The 19505-nt window shown below is 47.7% G+C and carries 19 protein-coding genes and 1 pseudogene; 10 read left to right on the top strand and 10 right to left on the bottom strand.

Annotated features, from left to right (window positions below; translation table 11 throughout):
• Positions 1–108 precede the first annotated feature (108 nt).
• Positions 109–318, bottom strand: coding sequence for a 30S ribosomal protein S17e (locus tag QXT02_RS01100; protein WP_342811478.1), 210 nt, complete (start codon positions 316–318; stop codon positions 109–111).
• Between the two features lie 48 nt (positions 319–366).
• Positions 367–1695 (bottom strand): bifunctional hydroxymethylpyrimidine kinase/phosphomethylpyrimidine kinase, encoded by a 1329-nt coding sequence (thiD, locus tag QXT02_RS01095; RefSeq protein ID WP_342811477.1) that lies wholly within the window; start codon positions 1693–1695, stop codon positions 367–369.
• A gap of 104 nt (positions 1696–1799) precedes the next feature.
• Between thiD and QXT02_RS01090 the strand changes: the two genes are divergently transcribed.
• Positions 1800–2558 (top strand): GTP cyclohydrolase IIa, encoded by a 759-nt coding sequence (locus QXT02_RS01090; protein ID WP_342811476.1) that lies wholly within the window; start codon positions 1800–1802, stop codon positions 2556–2558.
• A 21-nt stretch (positions 2559–2579) separates the two neighbouring features.
• On the opposite strand, the gene QXT02_RS01085 is transcribed toward QXT02_RS01090, so the two are convergent.
• From QXT02_RS01085 to QXT02_RS01065, 5 genes are read right to left on the bottom strand one after another with little or no spacing between them, the layout of a single operon-like run.
• A complete protein-coding gene (locus QXT02_RS01085) occupies positions 2580–3329 on the bottom strand; it encodes an ABC transporter permease (RefSeq protein ID WP_342811475.1) in 750 nt (249 codons plus the stop codon).
• Positions 3326–4294, bottom strand: a complete 969-nt coding sequence (locus QXT02_RS01080; protein WP_342811474.1) for an ATP-binding cassette domain-containing protein — start codon at positions 4292–4294, stop codon at positions 3326–3328. The genes QXT02_RS01085 and QXT02_RS01080 overlap by 4 nt, the downstream gene beginning before the upstream one ends.
• Positions 4295–4337: 43 nt before the next feature.
• Complete coding sequence (locus QXT02_RS01075; protein ID WP_342811473.1) at positions 4338–5225, bottom strand: ABC transporter permease; 888 nt, start codon at positions 5223–5225, stop codon at positions 4338–4340.
• 8 nt (positions 5226–5233) lie between these two features.
• Positions 5234–5683, bottom strand: a complete 450-nt coding sequence (locus QXT02_RS01070; RefSeq protein WP_342811472.1) for an ABC transporter permease — start codon at positions 5681–5683, stop codon at positions 5234–5236.
• Positions 5665–6261 carry an ABC transporter permease subunit gene (locus QXT02_RS01065; protein ID WP_342811471.1) on the bottom strand — a complete coding sequence of 199 codons (597 nt, stop codon included), beginning with the start codon at positions 6259–6261 and terminating at the stop codon, positions 5665–5667. The genes QXT02_RS01070 and QXT02_RS01065 overlap by 19 nt, the downstream gene beginning before the upstream one ends.
• Before the next feature lie 247 nt (positions 6262–6508).
• On the opposite strand from QXT02_RS01065, the gene QXT02_RS01060 reads away from it, so the two are divergent.
• From QXT02_RS01060 to ade, 5 genes are all read left to right on the top strand, one after another.
• Positions 6509–7234 (top strand): phosphoribosyltransferase family protein, encoded by a 726-nt coding sequence (locus QXT02_RS01060; protein ID WP_342811470.1) that lies wholly within the window; start codon positions 6509–6511, stop codon positions 7232–7234.
• A gap of 105 nt (positions 7235–7339) precedes the next feature.
• Positions 7340–8386, top strand: coding sequence for a BMP family protein (locus QXT02_RS01055; protein ID WP_342811469.1), 1047 nt, complete (start codon positions 7340–7342; stop codon positions 8384–8386).
• A 99-nt stretch (positions 8387–8485) separates the two neighbouring features.
• Entirely contained in the window at positions 8486–9292 is an 807-nt protein-coding gene (locus QXT02_RS01050; protein ID WP_342811468.1) for a creatininase family protein, read from the top strand.
• A gap of 113 nt (positions 9293–9405) precedes the next feature.
• Positions 9406–10725, top strand: coding sequence for an amidohydrolase family protein (locus QXT02_RS01045; protein ID WP_342811467.1), 1320 nt, complete (start codon positions 9406–9408; stop codon positions 10723–10725).
• A gap of 36 nt (positions 10726–10761) precedes the next feature.
• Positions 10762–12528: an adenine deaminase gene (gene ade, locus QXT02_RS01040; protein ID WP_342811466.1), complete on the top strand. Its 1767-nt coding sequence runs from the start codon at positions 10762–10764 to the stop codon at positions 12526–12528.
• Positions 12529–12542: 14 nt separating this feature from the next.
• On the opposite strand, the gene QXT02_RS01035 is transcribed toward ade, so the two are convergent.
• Positions 12543–13118, bottom strand: a complete 576-nt coding sequence (locus tag QXT02_RS01035; RefSeq protein WP_342811465.1) for a flavodoxin family protein — start codon at positions 13116–13118, stop codon at positions 12543–12545.
• 353 nt (positions 13119–13471) lie between these two features.
• On the opposite strand from QXT02_RS01035, the gene QXT02_RS01030 reads away from it, so the two are divergent.
• Complete coding sequence (locus tag QXT02_RS01030; protein ID WP_342811464.1) at positions 13472–13657, top strand: hypothetical protein; 186 nt, start codon at positions 13472–13474, stop codon at positions 13655–13657.
• 78 nt (positions 13658–13735) lie between these two features.
• Here QXT02_RS01030 and QXT02_RS01025 read toward each other — a convergent pair whose 3' ends face one another.
• Both QXT02_RS01025 and metG read right to left on the bottom strand, forming a co-directional pair.
• A complete protein-coding gene (locus tag QXT02_RS01025) occupies positions 13736–14380 on the bottom strand; it encodes a PHP domain-containing protein (protein ID WP_342811463.1) in 645 nt (214 codons plus the stop codon).
• Positions 14381–16195, bottom strand: a pseudogene (gene metG / locus QXT02_RS01020) (methionine--tRNA ligase); the annotation flags it as partial.
• Between the two features lie 202 nt (positions 16196–16397).
• Between metG and QXT02_RS01015 the strand changes: the two are divergent.
• From QXT02_RS01015 to QXT02_RS01005, 3 genes are read left to right on the top strand one after another with little or no spacing between them, the layout of a single operon-like run.
• Positions 16398–16922, top strand: coding sequence for a DJ-1/PfpI family protein (locus QXT02_RS01015; protein ID WP_342811462.1), 525 nt, complete (start codon positions 16398–16400; stop codon positions 16920–16922).
• 8 nt (positions 16923–16930) lie between these two features.
• Positions 16931–18241 carry an amidohydrolase family protein gene (locus tag QXT02_RS01010; RefSeq protein ID WP_342811461.1) on the top strand — a complete coding sequence of 437 codons (1311 nt, stop codon included), beginning with the start codon at positions 16931–16933 and terminating at the stop codon, positions 18239–18241.
• Positions 18238–19497 carry an adenosylhomocysteinase gene (locus QXT02_RS01005; protein WP_342811460.1) on the top strand — a complete coding sequence of 420 codons (1260 nt, stop codon included), beginning with the start codon at positions 18238–18240 and terminating at the stop codon, positions 19495–19497. The genes QXT02_RS01010 and QXT02_RS01005 overlap by 4 nt, the downstream gene beginning before the upstream one ends.
• The last annotated feature ends 8 nt before the right edge of the window (positions 19498–19505 follow it).

The following is a 19505-nucleotide window of genomic DNA, read 5'->3' as shown; positions in this document are numbered from 1 at the left end:
TGATTAACGCTCTTTCTATTAAAAAATGCGGAGGAAAATGGATTAAAAATGGGGCAAATTGGCTTAGGAGGTGGTAATGAAAATTAATTTTTTAGAACAAGTTTGTTTTTAGATATTCTCAGCCGCTGTTCCGTTTTCCCGTTTCATAATTTTAGTTATATATCCTGCCACTCTATTGCGGGTTGTCTTACTGTCCGTTTTTATTAACTCATCGAGGATTCTGGCGTTTTCACTGAAATCCTTGGTGAACTTGTTGGGATATTTTTCAAGGATTTCTCTCGCCGCTCGTTTTATGTACAGCGACCTCACGCTTCCCATCTTTGTCCCTCCCGCTCGTTTTGGCGGATAGGTAAAAAAGCTTTCCTCTTAGTTAATTTTTTCTGCTATTTTCAACGCCAGAGAAGCAATCTCGCCTGGAGCATCGCCTAGAAGTCTGATCATGGCTTCTTTGCCCGGACCGCCCTTGTCAAAAATGACTTGCGGAACTCGGCCTATCTTTTTTATGGCCTGTTCCGTGCCCCACTCCATGGTTTTCACTCCCTTTGGTTCCCTGGCGCGGTCGAAGGAAGAGATGCTTAGTCCCAGTGATCTGCAGGCTTGCAGGTTCTCGGGAGAGAATCGGATGTTCATCACCGAGCGAATCCTGGAGTCAAATCTGTGTGCAATCAGAACAGCGTTGGCCATATGTTCTGAGCCTCCAAGCTCAGGAAATCCGGTTAACACGGCCCCGCTACTGGTTCTCACTATCCGCCCCGAAAGCCCGACTACATCAGATCTGGATTTTGCTCCAGGTAATGCCATCACAATGTTTGTCCCCACTTCAGGGATCAACTTTACAAATTTCGGATTTTTCACCAGTAGCTGGGCGGCTTTCCAGACTTCAGTGACAGCTCGCGCTGTTTCAATCTCCCTCAGAATTCCCGCCATCTGGTTGATCGGCACGACACCATGGCCCAGCTTTAACCGACCTTTGATTGCCTGAGTTATGAATTCCCGGGCCTTTCCGACCGCGGCGCTCAGCGTTGCGCCTTTGGCGAGTTCGGCAGCAATTGCTGAGGATAAGGAGCAACCTGTGCCATGGGTGGTCTCTCTAGTTATTCTAGGCCCGCTGAACTCCTCGAAATCTCCATTTTGGTACAGAACGTCAGTTACAGTTTCCCTCCCCAGATGCCCGCCTTTAATCAGGACTGCTCGTGGACCGAGATCGGCAATTTTTTTGGCAGCGCGTTTCATGTCGCCAATCGATTTAATTCTTAATCCAGATAACTTTTCAGCCTCGTGAATGTTTGGCGTTACTAGTTCAGCGCAGGAGAGTAATTCACCAATTGCCGATAAGGCCCCCTCTCTCATGAGGGGCGAACCGCTCGCGGAAATAATTATCGGATCAACAACTACCCTTAGTTGATATTTTTTAACACGGTCTGAAACAGCCCTGATAATCTCCCCGCTGCTTAGCATTCCAGTCTTGGCAAATTTCACATCAAAATCGTCCATGACAACATCGATTTGTTTGGCGACGAACTCCGGTGGCAACTCGATAACGGCAGCAACACCGCGCGTGTTTTGAGCGGTTACGGCAGTAATGGCACACAGCCCATGAACGCCGAGCGCCGCCATTGTCTTTATATCGGCTTGAATCCCGGCGCCGCCTCCGGAATCAGAGCCAGCTATAGTTAGGACACAGGGAATCTTCATGTTATTCCCTTCCTTGCTCTTTATTCGTCCCTTTTTTCGGAAAGAATTTGACATATTTTCGAAACATTATTTACACACTTCAGGCAATAAAATTAGAGGATGTTATGAGGAAAATACAGCTCACCCTGATCCAGATAGACAATTATGGTCCATGGACAGTCACGCCTGAGCCCAGAAGGGAATTTGAGCTTCAAGTGTTGCAGGCGGAGCTCTTTGCCGAGCTGGAGCGTCAGTTCGGCTCGCGTGGCGGATTAGTTTTCCCGACCAGGTTCGATAATCTCTTCGCCGTGACTAATGGCATCTCTATGGAAGAGCATCGGGAGATTCAGAAAGTGATCAATAACAAATTTCCGGTAACCGTAAGCATGAGTGTGGGGGCCGCGACAACACCCTATCAGGCCCAAGTCCTAGCCACGCTGTGTCTGCAGCGTGTGGGAAGTAGCCAGTCTGCCGAACGTAAAGGCGCCTTGGTGGGAAGCTGTGTGAGCTATCCAGACCAAGACTGGGTACAGATCGCTCACATGGACATAAACCATTCCACGCTTATCACGGATAGCGAGCCAATTTACGATACTCATTTTATGCTTCAAAGGGCATATTTGGCTTTAGTACAGTTGTTTCTCCGCCGCAACGCCTTAGTATTTTACATGGGCGGCGACAACATCATGGCACTGTCGAATGGACTTGAGGTGTCGGAGATATCCGATGTTCTTGCCGAGGTCAAGGCTGATCTGGGATTGGAATTGAAGGCCGGGGTGGGGGCAGCGCCCAACGCGGAAAAGGCGGCGAGACTGGCGAGCGAGGGCCTGCATGAGATTCGTAAAAATAGGGATAAGTCCACGATCATATTCAAAAGAGTTTGAATTTTTTGAAAACATTAATTTTCAATCGTGCATCCTTTTGAAGCTCCAAGTTCCGACTAGGATAGTGGCGAGCGAGAAGGTTAAGATTATCACGATGTCGGCTAAATAGGGGAAATGCTGGATTCCGATGATGGTTCCTCTCACCAGATCGACACCATAAGTCACCGGGTTTATGGAGGTTATGCTTGAGAGCCATGGAGGCAGGTTGCTTAGGGGGAAAAGAGCCCCACTGAAGAAGAACAGCGGCCAGATGACGAAGTTGGCCACGAGCATGAAGCCTTCTGGACTTCTCATGTTGGCACCGATGCTCAGACCCAAGCTGACCAGCGCGACCGAGAGCAGAAAAAGGAGCAGGAATACTTTTATGAAGACATCCGGAGTGAGATAAAGACCGATGAAGTAGCCAATTACCAGCAGCGCCGTTGTCTGGACCATTACCGTGGTGCAGCCGCCCAGCACTTTTCCCACAAATATGCTGACACGCGAGAGGGGAGCCACCAGTACCTCTTTTAGAAAATCTAGTTTTCTGTCCCAGATCACATAGACCCCGTAGAAAAGCGAGGAGAAGAGCACGCTCATGATAAGGATGCCTGGATAAATGTAGGTTCGGTAGTTCACTCCCTCAATGGTCACAACCGATCCCAGTCCTGTGCCGAAGGCGATCAGCCACAGGATCGGTGATATCAACGATGAGATTACTCGCTCCTTTTCCCTGATGTAGACCTTGAACTCTCTCAGCCAGACGGCGTAGATTCCTTCGATCTCGCTCATGTTCTCCGCTCGCTCATTATTCTCTGCCAGAATCCTCCCTCGGCCTCGTTCTCCCTTATCTGTTTGCCGGTGTAGTGGAGGAAGACATCGTTGAGCGTGGTTGGCTTCAGTTCCACACTTTTGACATCACCGGCGTTGAGGAGAATCTTTTTCAGATCACATTCACGGTTGTTGAGCACGATTTGGAGCATGTCCCCCTGCCGGTGAATGGCCTTTACACAGTCGAGCTTTCTCAGCACAGCGAGCTTCGGATTTTTTGTCCTGATGATTATCTTGTCGCCGCCCAGCCGGGATTTCAGTTTTTCCGGCTCATCGAGGGCGATTATCTTCCCCGCGTCGATGATGCCCACACGGTCGCAGAGGAGTTCCGCTTCTTCCATATAGTGGGTGGTGAGCAGTATTGTCATCTTCTCTTTCCTTGCCAAAGTTGAGATGTATCTCCAAATGTGTTCCCTCGTTTGCGGGTCAAGGCCTAACGTAGGTTCATCCAAAAAAAGCACGGTGGGGTAATGCATCATGCCCCGCGCCAGTTCCAGTCTTCGGCGCATGCCTCCCGAGTAGGTCTTGACCAGATCGTCGGCTCTTTTTTCGAGGTCGACCAGCATGAGCACCTCATCGATTCTTTTCTTCCTGATTTCCTTTGGCATCTTAAACAGGAGGGTGTGCATCATGAGATTTTCCCTTCCAGTGAGAAGATCATCAACGCTCGGCTGCTGGAAGACGATGCCTATCGATTTTCTGACCTCCCCCGGCTCTTCAATGATGTCAAAACCGTTTACAGTTGCCGTCCCCGAGGTGGGCGGAAGTATTGTGCAGAGCATTGAGATGGCGGTGGTTTTACCGGCGCCGTTGGGACCGAGTAAACCGAAGATCTCTCCTTTCTTTATCTTAAGGTTTAACCTGTCTACTGCTTTGACGTTAGTGTAGTATTTGCAAAGATCGAAGGTTTCGATGATGTACTGCATAATTTTAAAGACGGCGCAAACTCAATTATAACTTTCTTTATTTTCATCTCTTTCTCAAGAATGGGATCATCAAAGCTGCAGGGGCTTGAGCCCTGCGCGAGGCAACTAAGAGAGCAATTATTGCCACGATGTATGGAAATGTCAGCGTCACCTGCCACGGCACAGGAACGCCGTAGGCTTGGAACACTGCCTGAATTGAGTAAACGAGGCCGAAGAGAAGGGCACCAAACAAACATTTTTGTGGAGACCAGTTGGAAAGGATGACGACTGAAATAGCTATGAAACCACGCGCCGCCGTCATGTTATGGGTGAATAAACCTGTTGTCCCGATCGCTAGCGAGCTGCCCGCTAATCCTGCTAAAGCCGTTGCAAAAAGCAGACAAGAAAATCTAGTTTTGAGCACACTAATGCCAGCGACATCAGCAGCTTCAGGATTTTCACCTACTGCTCTGACCTTGAGACCAACAGTGGTTCGGTATAAAAAGAACCAGATTGTCGGAACGAGAGCAACGGCTAAAAAAGTAAAGGGGCTGACGCCGAAAAATATTGCAGGAATAGTTCCTGCAGGAGGCACCTTGCCAAAAACATCAGTGATGGTTTTTACAAAAAGGAAGCTTGAGAGGCCTATACCCATCATATTCATTCCTATCCCCGTGACAATCTGGCTTCGGCCGAGCACTATGTTTGAGGTACCTATAATCATCCCTAGTCCGATTCCGATTAAAATTCCTACAAACACACCAAGGTATAGATTGCCCAGATATATTGAGGCGAAATAGCTCATGAAGGCACCCATTAACATAGTCCCTTCAATACCGAGGTTTAGAACACCAGAACGCTGACCGATAAGTTCTCCCATCGCAGCAATCAGGATTGGAGTAGAGTAGTCCAATGTTGTGGATAAAATGTATCCCAAAATATCGAGCACCATTTTATCACCTATCGTATTCTATAAAGCCAGACGATCGCTATTAGGATCACCGCTTCAACAAATATCATTATATATCTTGAGACACCTGCAGCGGCTTCCATCAAATAACTAGAGGCCTCAAGAAATCCGAAGATTGCCGCCGTGGCTATGGTTGCCAGTGGTCTGCCCTTAGCTAGTAGTGCCACCGCAATAGCCATGTAGCCATAGCCCCAAAATCCAAGAAAGCCGCCTCCTGGCGAGAAACCGCGCAGAAGTCGATGGTGAATTGAAGTTAGCAAAGTATATCCCGCGACTCCGCTGAGTCCGGAGCTTATAATCATGGTGAGCAAAAGTATCTTAGATACGTTTATTCCTGATGCTTTTGCGGCTTTAAGTCCATGGCCAACTGCCCTTATTTGATAGCCCAAGGAGCAACGTTGGAGAATGAGGTGTACCACAATTACACAGGCGAGGGCCAAAATAGAGCGAGTGTTATTCTGGTTTCGGGTATCAAAACGGGCAGCCAAGCTTCGGTCGCGATTAGCTGAGTTTGGTTGAATAGGTAAACTGGATCCTTTAGCGGACCGGTTAAGAGGGCATCAATTAATAAAATGGCAATTGGGCACAACAACATGCTGGTTAGAATTTCGTTAGTTCCATATTTTATTTTCAGTATCACTGGCAACAGTCCCCAAGCCACGCCGCCTAAGAAAGCGGCAATCACCATAGTTATGAAGTATATAGGCGCCGAAGTGTTTATATAAAGTCCAATCAGAGTTGCCAGAAGACCACCAACCCAAAGTTGTCCTTCAGCTCCTATGTTCCAGAAATTAGCTTCAAATGAAAGCACTAATCCGGCACCTATTATCATTAGCGGTATGGCGAAGACCACGATCTCTCCAATTTTAAACAAGCTGCTAAAAAACTGCGAGAAAGTCCTTGCATAAGCGTCAATGGGATTTAGGCCGCTCAGGGCGATCACAACAGCGCCGATGAAAAAGCCAACGATTATTGCAATTATTGGCGCGATCCATGAGAGGTAAGGGATACTTTTCATAAGTTTCCCATTACACTTAAGTATAATAATTATAAAGCTTACAAAAGTCGTGCCGGTGTTATTGAAATAAAACCCCTTCACCCAGCTCTTGACCTATCTCTTTTGCTTGGTTGTCAGTTGATCAGGTGTCGCCATCTGAACCTGCTTTGGAATTAGGCGAAGGTCTGACAGAACCTCCAAGCGCTTACGATATCGTCGGTTGGAAAGAAGCAATCAAACTTAAACAATACCATCTCTAATTGTTTAGTTGGCGGAAGACATGAGCAGTTTAGCGGAAGTTAGAAAAAGAATCTTGGCTGTGGATATACTGAGGGCGTTAAAGAGCAATTATTCCTACGCGCAGCTGTCTAAGTTGATCGATTTGCCGCCAACCGTCTTAAGTAGATACATCAACGGCCACATGTTACCAAATTCCGAAAAATCGGAGAAAATAATTGACCTTTTCAAGGAAAAATACTTATTAGAGATAATTAAGGCAAAAGTCACTGAGGTGGGAGGCGCCTACATTCTCACTCAAGTAAATTATGATGTTAACTTACAGAATCTAATCGCGAGGTTTATAATACACGAGTTTGAACTAGCCAAGATCGATAAGGTGCTTACTGCTGCCACCGATGGGATTCCCTTGGCAGTACAAATAGGAAATGGACTTGGAGCAAAAATAGTAGTGGCTAAAAAGGAGAGGGATATAGGAAGCATCGAATTTCTGGAAGAAAGGGCGGTTTTTTCACCAGTCTTGTTTAAAACCTTTTACATCCCTAAGGGTTCGATAAAACCCAGAGATCAAGTTTTTATCGTGGATGATATAGCCCGAACAGGGGCGACGATCGAGGCCTTGGTAAGGCTGGTGGAAAGGTCGAAGGCGAGATTAGCAGGCATTTTTACCATTTTTTCGATTGATGACTCCGTGCAAAAAATAAAGAGGAATTTGAAGCTGAAATGCAGGGTTGAATCGCTTTTAAACCTTTCTTGACACAAATGCGTAAATTTAACACAAAAATGTTAATATTGGTTTAAATACAATTTAATTTAACAACACAACCAAATGTAGGTGTTTGTTAAAAAGGAGGTAGGAAAAATGAAGAGTAAGAATGTAGCGATCGTCGTTGCCGTCATCGTCATCGTAGTAGTGGTTGCAGCGGTAGCTTTGATGATGGGTGGTGGTCCTACCGGTCCTGCAGCAGGAGTTCCTACTGAGTTGAAAGTAGGAGTGATTTTGCCTGGAACAGTGACGGACTATGGATGGGACTACGCTCCGCTTGTGGCCCTGAACAAACTTGAGACAATGGATTTACCGATCCGAATAACTAGCCACAAATTTGTTGAACTGGTAGAGCCGGGAGATGCTGAGGGTGCAGCCAGAGATTTAGTTTCGGTTGGGTATAACTGGATCTGGGCGTGGGGATTCCAGTATCGTGAGGCTATTCTAGCGGTGGCTTCAGGGACTTCGCAAGGAGTGTATTTCTTGATAAACGAAGGAAAGGCGGCTGATGCAATTTCTGGGAAAGTAGATGTGATCGACGAGTTTCCCCATAAAACTGCTTATCTTCTGGGGATAATCGGTGGCTCAATGTCGCGCACTAAAAAAGTTGGTGTCATCTCTGGAATGGAAACACTGCACATCGTCTTGGGTGAAGCGGGGTTCAAGGCAGGAGCACAGGCGTACGATTCTTCGATAACTTTTGATCACATTTATGTAGGCGGCTGGGCTGACCCTGAGGGAGGGAGAGTGGCGGCAGAGTCATTGATGGCAAAAGGCGTTGATGTTATCTACTGCCAAGGCGACGGGACGAGTCTCGGCGTCATTCAAGCGGTGAAAGCAGCTAGGGATGCTGGTAAGGAAGTTTTCTACATAGGTTATCCAGTAGATCAATCAGTATTGGCGCCGGGATACGTGTTGACCAGCAACGTCTATGACTACAGCGATATCCTATTTTCTATGATTAATGACATCTATACTGGAAACTATGGAAAGGGCAAATATTCTATTGAGTTAGGCAAAGGTATGGAGATGGCTCCATTTTATAACTTTGACACCGAGATTCCACAAAGAGCTAAAGACATGGTGGCAAAGGCGAGAGAGGACATACTGTCAGGAAAATTAACTGTGCCGACAACTCTCTAAAGGTTGTTTATTTTCTTTTTTGTTTGTCGATTTACTTTGAAATAGGTTTGGTTTGAGAAGTCTTTTAAGGAAATTTTGGAAAGTTCTAATGTGGTAGAAGTGAAATATCTTCTTGAAGAAATGAACGTTTCAGAAATAAAGGAGATTATAAAAAAATGCGATATAGTTTTGATCCCAATCGGCACGGTGGAGCAACACGGTGATCACTTACCCATCTTTACCGATAACTACATTGCTGTTGAAGTTTCTAAAATGGCCGCAGAGAAAATTTCAAAGGAGTTTCCGGTTGTGGTCGCTCCGCTAGTTCCTTTTGGCAAGTCAACTGAGAGCAAAAATTGGGTCGGGACTATTTCTTTGGAGCCCATTACATTTATTTACCTAGTTAAGGACATTTGCGCATCTCTTGCCAAAATGGGGTTTAAAAAATTGGTCTTTGTGAACGCCCATGGGGGCCACGTTCAGCTGTTGGGTGCTTTAACCTCTGATATCGCTAGGGAAACCAATACCTTTGTGGCGGTTTTCGATTGGTGGCAGACGGATATTCAAGATGATTTAAAGACTGGAGTCAGAGAAAGCGGTGAAGCGGGGATCTTCCATGCCTGCGAGGCCGAAACTTCTCAGATGATGGTCCTGCGTCCAGATCTGGTGAACAAAGAAAGAATAGCCGAGTCCTATCCATGTAAATTTACCGAGAGTTCAGGCTATAAACATCTTCTGATCGAAAAACCGCACCATCTTTTTTCATTTTCGTGGAATTTCGAGGAAATGTCTCAGACTGGAGCCGTTGGAGACCCCACCAAGGCCAGTAGAGATAAGGGGGAGTTGATTTTCGAAATCTTGTCTGATGCGCTTTGCAGTGTTTTAAGAGAAATAAAGGAAAAGGTAATTTCAAGCGCAAGTGCTTAAGTTTTAATTTTATTTTTCCGATTCAATCCTCAAAACGGTGATTTTGGAGTCGGTCGTTCAGTTAATAAAAATTTATATAATAGAAGCCGAAAATTTGCTCTGGAGGTGTATTTTTGACTAAAATTAAGAGGGAACCATTTCCCCTCAAACACGAAAAAGGGGATGCCGTAATAAAGAACATCGGATTGATTGTTACAGGTGACATCAACAAACCAACCTTAAACAAATCAAAAATTTTGGTTAAAGAGGGTCTGATTAAAAAAATTGGTGACGAAAGGACTATCAAGGATAGCGAAGCTGAGACGGTGATTGATGCCAACGGAATGATGGTAATCCCTGGGTTAATCGAAACGCACGCCCACATCACCTTCCACGATTACTCCGCGATATGTCAGGCAATGAACTGGATGGAGAACTTGGCCTACTGCGGGATAACCACCTTAATATCAGAGGGCTTACATGCTTGGGGACTTGGGAGATATTATGATGATCCGGTTGCTACAAAAGCCAATACGATAACAGAGGCGACGATATATAAGCGTTGGATGCCTGGCAGTGCGCTGAAGGTTGTCGGCGGGGCACTGATTCTGGTAAGAGGATTGACCAAGCAAGATTTCAAGGAGATGACCGATGCCGGAGTAAGGTTGATAGCTGAGATCGGAGGCGGGGGTCTTTCAGAGCCGGAAGATGTGTTACAGTATATAAAATGGGCACGGGAGTTTGGCTGGCATGTTTCTGCCCATGCTTCACCGTGTTCAATACCTGGCTCTTCTCACATGTCACCAGAGAAGATCATAAAGATAGACCCAGACAAGGTGGCGCACCTAAGCGGTGGTTCAACTCCGTTATCTTGGGATGAGATAAAGGAGATAATTGACAAGACTCGGCGAGACACAGCACTTGAGTTAAGTGCCCAATCGAACACTAGGTTGGCTCTGAAGATAGTGGAATATGCAAGGGAAAAAGGACAGCTGGACAGGGTGGTGATGGGTTCCGACCAGGCCGTGGGTTTGGGACTTCAGTGGGGCTCTCTCTGGGTGTTAATGGCTCAAGTGGCGTCCATGACTAATGTTGCGCCGGAGCAAGTAGTTGCCATGGCGACTGGTAATGCGGCCAGACACTTCGGTAAGTTTGTCGACATGAACCGAGGGATAATTGAGGTAGGAAGAGAGGCGGATATAGTGATTACCGATAAACCACATGGTTCAGCGGCTAAAGACTTCTTGGATGCTTTGAAACACGGAGATGTCTGTGCCCCGGCACTGGTGATGGTTGATGGTAGGGTGGTTGCCATCAAAGGAAGGGATTACCAGTTTACTCAGCGTGCCGTGAAGATAAATGGAGACGAAAAGAACCTATCAACATACGGACCCAATGTTGAAGAATATCTGTTTGGATCACCAGCGCCAAGGTATCACAAGTGGATTCTGTAAAAACAAGAGGAGTTTCAAGTAGTAAAAGGGAGTAATGTGGGACGCAACACAAAAGAGCTTTCAGTGTATAAAAGGATTATCAAAACAGCATTAAAAGAACTGCCAGCCGACTTGATACTTAGTAACTGCAATTTGCTCAATGTTTTTACAGGCGAGATCTCTAGAACCGATATAAGCATAGCGGCAGGCAGAATTGCTTCTATTGACAAGTCCTCAGGAAAAGCCAAGAAAGTTTTGGACTGTAGCCAATATTATGCAGTTCCTGGGTTGCTTGATGGGCACGTGCATCTTGATTCAACACTGTTGACTCCTACCCAGTTGTCAAAGATCATTCTTCCTTGCGGGACAACTACAGTTTTCATTGACCCAATGGAGATAGCTAACGTTCTTGGTCTTCGCGGCATCAATTCCCTGCTGGAGGATGCATGGGGGTCGCCGCTGAAAACCTATGTGCAGATTTCCTCGAGAGTTCCAACGGCTCCGGGCTTGGAAACCACTGGAGCGGTTTTAGGAGTCAGAGAAGTCGTTCGAATGATAAGGTGGGGGACCGTCGTCGGACTAGGAGAGTTAGATCCATCAAAGGTTATCCCGCCGCAGGACGAATATCTTCTGAAGGTTATAGCTACCAAGAAGTCATGGAAGGTGAGAGTAGGACATGCGGCCGGTCTTAGCGGTGCAGAGCTTAATGCTTATGCTTCAGCAGGCATTGGAGACGACCACGAGTGCGTAACGGCTGAAGAAGCTCTAGAGAGAATCAGGGTTGGCATGAAAGTGATGATTCGAGAGGGCTCCAGCGAGAGAAATTTGGAGGAGCTAATAAAATTAATTATAAAAAGTGGCCAAGATCCGCGTAACTTTTTCTTCTGTACGGATGATAAGCATCCGAACGATATTGTCAAAGAGGGACACATAGATTACAATGTAAGAAAAGCGATTAGCCTTGGTCTGGATCCGATTAAGGCGATACAACTCGCCACAATTAACTGTGCTGAGCATTTCAGACTCGATGACGATGTTGGAAGCATAGCGCCCGGAAGATTTGCCGATGTTATCTTGGTTAGAGATTTGGAAAAGTTCAAACCAGAAATCGTCATTGCAAACGGAAAAATTGTAGCGAAAAAGGGAAAATTGCTTGTTGGACTGCGTGAATATAGATGGCCTGCTTGGAGCACCAACACCATTAAGATAAAGCGAGATGTGATGCCGGCTGATTTCGAAATAAACAGCAGCAAGGAGGTTCAAGCGGTTAGAGTAATTCAGATTATAGAGGGCCAGATAATAAACAAGGAAATTAAGACCGAGTTAGCCGTCAGAGAAGGCAAGGTAATTGTTAATACTGCTAATGATATTTTGAAAATAGCCTGTGTGGAAAGACATAAGAGAACAGGAAACATTGCTACGGCTTTTGTGAAGGGATTTGAACTTAAAGAAGGAGCTATTGCTTCTTCGGTTGCACATGATCACCATAATATCGTTGTGGTTGGTGCTAGCGAGGCCGACATGGCTAGGGCAGTCAACGAGATCAAGCGGATGGGGGGCGGTTTAGTGGCAGTTAACCAAGGTAAAATTTTGGAAAAGCTTGAACTCCCCGTGGCCGGGCTGATGAGCATGCATTCACCAGAGATAGTGACTCGTAAGCTGGAAAAGTTAAATCAAGCTGCTAGACAGCTGGGTTGCAAACTTAATGCGCCATTCATGACGCTTTCATTCATCTCGCTACCTACGGTCCCCGAACTCGGTTTGACTGACAAGGGCCTCGTTGACGTCAGGAGCAGAAGGATAGTTCCAGTTAAACTAGATTGAATAAAATCTTTGCTTCAGCCAAGCCCCTTTAGTCTCTTAATGACCCAGACCATCTTCTTGCCGAAGTTTCTGGCAGTTTCTATCCCTTCCCCGTCCTTCAGCACCTCTCCCGGCTCCCTCCCGAAGGCTACGTTCCAGTAGCTAGAACCGGGGACGATCATACCTTGGTGCAGGAAGAAAAAGAGCAACTCAGCGAAGGTGAAGTTCTGACCAGCCCTTCTCGCCACGACCAGCGCTCCGCCGACCTTGTTTTCGAAGACCCTGCCTCTAGCGATGGAGAGGTAGCCAGCACGGTCGATGAGGGCCTTTACCTGCGGTGTCGCTGAGCTGAAATAGACTGGGGAGGCGATGATGATGCCGTCAGACTCAACCATTTTATCGAATACGGGTCTAAAGTCGTCGTTGATCCAGCATTCTCTGGTTTTCCTACAGGCGCGGCAGCCATCGCAGGGCTTTATCTCCTTGTCGCAGAGCCGTAATAGCTCAGTGTTGGCGCCCTCCTCTGCGGCAGCCTTCAATGTTTCGTTAACCAAAATTTCCGTGTTGCCACCGGCTCTAGGGCTGCCAACTATTCCCAATATCTTAATCATCTAGGAAACCTCCTAAGAATTTTTATTTGTTATATTTTTCATAGGTTTGGTCGTTCTAATGCAGATGGGGACGTTATCCTTTTTAAGTATGTGCTAAGAAAGCTCGAGAGCAGGTTCAGTTCCCAAAATTAAGTGCGTAGTTTTTGTAGGCAAAGCACCGATCTCCGATCGATTTCCACAACCTTTAAATACTAACTGTCATATAACTGGATTGTAGCTGGATGGTGAATGGGAGGCAGGTGAATGTGGAAAAATGGGGCTGGAAGTGTCGCAGGGTCAGGTGATAGGATAGTGGCCCCGTTTGAAGGCAGAATATTCAAGCTACTTAACCATCCTGTTTGGGGGAACTGATCATGGTCGATAAGAAAGGTGAGGTGCGTGTCTTCGTCGACGGCATCTACCTCAAGATTATCGATGACCTGATTAAGTCAGGTTATGGGACGAATCGCAGCGAGGTAATCCGCAAGATGGTCCACGATTGGACCATGACTTACCTCGAAAAGGCGAAGAGTCTCATGGAGTATGCCAAAGAGAAATGAAATCGCGGTCACCCTACCTCCTCGGTCCAGCCTCCAAAAGGGTGAAGGCGGGAGGCACCTCCCTAAAAGTCCTCCCGCCTAGCGTTCATGTCTTCGCTGGAGGGCCTTCTGGAGAACCCTCCACATGAAGCTTGGCAAAGGGAGGGTCCGCCCTCCGATGGATGTCCCTCCCCGCCTTATTTTTTCCAATATTGTTTCAAGGTTCAACTCACAATCCACCAGCGTGTAGGCCATCCCGACGTCATCGCAACGATGAGCATCGGAACCGGCCACCATCGTCAGCCCGTTTTTCCGGGCAAATCTCTGTGCCAGCGGGTTGCTTAGGAGAATGGCTCTGGAGTTAAGGCACTCAATCGCATCAAAGTTTGCCCTGTAGACGAGTTCCGGATGCCTGCCCGGGACAAAGGGATGAGCGGCAATGGCGATTCCTCCCTGCGCCCGGATTAACTCGACGGTTTCTACCGCTGACAAACCTTTTGGTATTAGTTCATTAATTCCTAACCCCACGATGTGCCCGTGAGCGCTGGATACCTCAACACCAGGGATGACGAGAAACCCGTCTTTGCTTATTTTTTTGGCTTCCCAGTGTCCGGAGATGCTGTCGTGGTCCGTTATCGCTATGCCATTCAGTCCCTTTGCCTTGGCGACTTCAACAGCTTTCTCAACCGCGCAGGTGCCATCGTATGAATATTTTGTATGTACGTGGAGGTCAAGCTGCAGCAACTATCTCACCTTCGAGCCCGGTTGAACTGGCCGGTCGGTTACAAGGATGGAAACGCCGTTCTCATCTTCAGCGGCCAGAAGCATTCCTTCAGAGGTTACACCCATCAACTTTGCGGGCTCGAGGTTTACCACCACGGCGATGTTTTTCCCAACAAGGGACTCAGGTGAGTATTTTTCTGCTATGCCGGCAACGATCGTCCGCCTCTCCTTTCCGAGGTCCACATCCAACTTGAGCAATTTTTTTGATTTCGGGATAATTTCAGCGCCAACGATGTGACCAATCCTGATGTCAAGTTTGCCGAATTCATCAATGGAGATTTTACTTTCTTGTTTTTTTGCGTTGCTTGACCTGACTTTCGTAAAGAGCGTCATCGGCTCACCAATGTGGTGACCAAGCTTGAGGTCAAAAGACTTTGCCTGGTCCCAGCTTGTTACCTCAATGGCTAGTTGACGAGCAAGCTTGGTTGCCGTTGATGGCATGAACGGAGTCAGGGCCACGCACAAAATTTTCACTAGGTTAGCGCAGGTGAGGATACAATCTGCGGCCTTTTCTTTTTCCCTCTTCAGGGCTTCCCAGGGTTTACAAGCTTGGAAATATTCATTGCCCCGCCGAGCTATCGCCATGATTTCTTCGAGCGCCTGCGAAACTTTAAGATCTAGCATTAGCTGCTCTATCTTGGCCACGCGTTTTTTGACTTCCTCTTCAAGCTTTTCGTCGACTTTTCCATCCGGTAATTTGGAGTTGTAGCGATCGCGGATAAAGGTGAGCACGCGGTGGACAAAGTTGCCGAGGATATCGGCCAACTCGTCGTTCAACCTAGCTTCAAGGCTGGCCTCGGAGAAGTTCCCGTCCTGCCCAAAGGAGATCTCTCGAATTAGGAAGTATCTGACGACATCGGCTGAGTACTTCTCCACCAAGTAAGCGGGGTCGATGACATTGCCTAGAGATTTGCTGATCTTCTGTCCCTCGACGGTGAGAAAGCCATGGGCAAAGATCTTCTTAGGAAGTTCAAGTCCGGCGGAGAGCAGCATGCTCGGCCAGATGACGCAGTGGAACCTGATGATGTCCTTAGCGATGACGTGGACATCAGCCGGCCAGTACCGCTTCGGTAGTAAATAGTTGGTTAAGGCATCAAACCAAACCCAGATCTTCTGCCCGGGTTCACCAGGTACATCTATCCCCCACTGCTGGTTTTGTCGCGTGATGCTCACGTCTTTCAAACCCTGTTTTATGAAGTTGATAACCTCATTTCGACGCGCCTCCGGCTGGATGAACTCAGGGTTTTCCTCGATATGTTTCAGTAGGGCATCGGCGTACTTAGACAGTCGGAAGAAGTAGTTCTCCTCTCGAAGCCACTTTGGTTTGGTTAGATGTAATGGGCACTTTCCATCGACAAGGTCGGCCTCCGTGTAATAGGCCTCGCAACCCTCGCAATAAAGTCCCTCATAGCTACCCTTGTAAATGTCTCCACGGGATCTAATGCGTTCGAAGAGATCGATAACGTTTTTATGGTGCCTTTCTTGGGTGGTCCTAATAAAATCATCATTGGTGATATCCAGCATCTTCCATGTTCCCTTCCAAAGGTCCGCCATGGAGTCGGCATATGACTGTATATCCTTGAATCCTTTCTCCTTGGCAGCTTCTAGCGTCTTCGCAGAGTTCTCATCTAAGCCCGTCAGGAAGAAGACGTCATCTCCGCGCAGGCGGTGCCAACGGGCGAGGGTGTCAGCTACCACGGTGGTATAAGCGTGGCCGATATGAGGCACCGAGTTGATATAGTAGATTGGCGTGGTGATGTAGAACTTGGCTATCTTCTCACCCTTCTCACTTGTTCTTGTTTAATTTAAAATTTTAGACTTTTTGTCTAACAAACTTTTCAACAACTTTTTCGTCTTTATCTTATTATTATCTAAAATCATCGGTGTCTGTTAGTGATCTCGGCTATAACTGCTCTAACTTTTAAGAAGTTGGAACTGAGTAGTCAGCTATTTTTAACATCTAGAACAACATATCTTGGTGATTTCTCTGGCGAAAAAGGCGCTGCTGATAATAGCCCCTGAGAACTTTAGAGACGAGGAACTTCTCCACACTAAGGAGGAGCTTGAGCGTGCCGGAGTAGCAACGGTGGTGGCCAGTTCCAAGCGAGGTGAAGCGCGAGGGATGCTCGGAGCCACGGTAACTCCTGACATAACTCTGGATCAAGTTAGGGTCGATGAATATGACGGAATAATCTTTGTGGGTGGGTCGGGTTCTGCGGTTTACTTTAAGGATAAGAAGGCTATCTCGATAGCTGGCGAGGCTTTCAAAAAGGGCAAAAAGATGGGTGCAATTTGTATCGCCCCAGTAATCCTCGCCAATGCCGGAGTGCTTAAGGATAAACGGGCCACGGTTTTTCCGGGCGAGTATGTGCAGAAAATAATAAGTGGTGGGGCGATCTATCAAGAAAAGGCAGTGGTGATTGACGGTAACGTGATCACTGCGAATGGTCCCAGTGCAGCTCGTGAGTTTGGTCGGGCCATCGCGAAAGCGCTCAAGGGTTAGGTGAAATATTGGTTGATATCTTGGTCAGAGGCGGCCTTTTGGTCACGATGAACTACAATCGCCAGATCGTCAAACAGGGGTCAGTTGCCATCGAGAGCGGCAGGATTGTCGCGGTCGGAGAAGAAATTAAGGAGAAGGCGGATCAGGTGATCGATGCTCGGGGTAAGGCAGTCCTGCCAGGATTGATAAATGGACATACTCACTTGGCCATGACCTTGCTCCGTGGTTTTGCCGACGACATGCCTTTGGATAAATGGCTCTTCGATAAAATTTGGCCGATGGAAAAGAGGATGGAACCGCGCGACTGCCACGTTGGAGCACTGCTCGGCTCGCTCGAGATGATAAAATCTGGCACAACCTGTTTTGCCGACAACTATTTCCATATGGATCAGGTTGCTAGGGCCGTGATGAAAGCTGGTCTTCGAGGAGTCCTCTCTTACGGTATGATTGACCGGGGTGATCAGCAGAAGATGAAGGAGGAGATAAGAATCGGCCGTAACTTTGTCAGAGCCTTTCACGGAAAAGCGCGGGGTCGGATATTAGCGATGTTTGGCCCACATGCACCTTACACGTGCTCTACTGAGTGTCTACAGAAGGTTAAGGAACTGGCAAAGGAGTTCGGGGTAGGCATTCACATTCACCTAGCTGAAAGTAGTGAGGAAGTGAAACAGACGACGGAAAAGTACGGCAAACGTCCCGTGGAATACTTGAACTCCATTGGATTTCTCGGTCCTGAGGTTTTAGCTGCTCACTGTATCTGGGTCACTGACAAGGAAATCAAATTACTTAAGGATAATGGCGTCAAGCCAGTTCATAATCCTACCAGCAATATGAAGATGGGCTCAGGAATTGCCCCGGTTCCGGAAATGCTTGCCTCGGGCATACCGGTAGCTCTAGGGACCGATGGCGCCGCTTCTAACAACTCCCTCGATATGTTCAAGGAGATGAAATTAGCGTCGCTGCTGGCCAAGGCACGCAGGCTTGATCCCACGGTGTTACCAGCGATGAAAGCCTTGGAAATGGCGACCATAAACGGGGCGGCGGCGCTGGGTTTACAGGCAGAGTTGGGATCGCTGGAGGTAGGTAAAAAAGCCGACCTAATCATAGTTGACCTGAGAAAGCCACACCTTTCTCCAATGCACGATATCGTCTCCCACCTCGTCTACAGCGCAAGTGGCAGCGACGTTGACACGGTTATTGTTGACGGAAAGATATTGATGGAGAAAGGCGAAGTGCTTACGCTCGATGAAGAGAAGGTTTTAGAGCTAGCGCAGAGAACTTCTGATGATTTGGTTTCAAGGTTAGGTGGAGATAGGTGAGTTACAAGGTCAAAAACATACGCCTCGCTGCAGAGGGCCGGCGGATGATGGAATGGGCGGAAAACCACATGCCCGTCCTAGCTGAAATTCGCCGGGAGTTTTCGAAGACCAAGCCGCTTAGAGGCATTACCATTGGCGCCGCCTTGCATACCGAGTCCAAGACTGGTGTGCTTGTTAGGACCTTATTGTCCGGTGGGGCCAAGGTGGCGATAGCAAGTTGCAACCCCCTTTCTACTAAGGACGAGGTGGCAGCAGCGTTGGCAAAAGAAGGTGTCAACGTTTATGCTTGGCGAGGTGAGAGCACCAAGGATTATTATGCCAATCTGAACGCGGTGCTCGATGTAAGACCACAAATCCTGATCGACGATGGCGCGGATCTGATCACGAGGGTACACACTCGCCGCAGGGAGCTTCTTGATGGAGTGATTGGCGCTTCAGAGGAGACCACCACCGGAGTTAACCGCTTGAGGCTTATGGCAGAAGCAGGGGCATTGAAATTTCCGGTGATAGCGGTCAATGACAGCCCCTGCAAGAGATTTTTCGATAACAGGTTTGGTACCGCAGAGTCAACTTTTCAGGCCATAACCGGGATGACCAACACCCTAATTGCAGGAAAGCGCGTGGTCGTTGTTGGCTATGGGTTTGTTGGCAGAGGAATTGCCTCCCGGGCCAAAGGGCTGGGTGCTTTGGTCACGGTTGTTGAGACCGACCCGGTAAAGGCGCTGGAGGCAGCGATGGATGGGTTCTGTGTTACCTCGATGAACGAGGCAGCGAAGTGGGGAGAGCTTTTCATCACCGCGACGGGGGGCTTCAAGGTTATTCGTGTGGAGCACATGAAAATGATGGGAAATGGTGCGATTCTATGTAACTCAGGACATTTCAACGTGGAGATAGACTTGGATGGTCTCAGAAGGTTGGCTGTTAGTAGCAGGGAAGTGATCGAAGATGTTCAGGAGTTCAAGCTGAAGAACGGGCGCAGGATATACTTGCTAGCTGAAGGACGTTTGGTCAATCTCGCCGGAAGGCGCTCGCTCGGTCATCCGATGGAGATTATGGACATGAGCTTCGCTCTGCAAGCTTTAAGCGTAGTTTATCTGGCCCGATCTGGCAGAGGTCTTGCTCCAAAAGTTTATGAGGTGCCTCCTGAAATCGACCGGAGAGTCGCTGAGTTAAAGTTGCGCTCCATGGGAATAAAACTAGAGAAGCGGACCAAAGAACAAGCCGATTATTCTGCTTCATGGACACTTGGAACCTAATATGCCGG

This window comes from Hadarchaeum sp. (SeqCode) (assembly GCF_038871235.1).
In the GTDB taxonomy this organism is placed as follows: domain Archaea; phylum Hadarchaeota; class Hadarchaeia; order Hadarchaeales; family Hadarchaeaceae; genus Hadarchaeum.
Note: the sequence above shows the minus strand (reverse complement) of the source record. Positions and strands in the feature narration are given on the sequence as shown.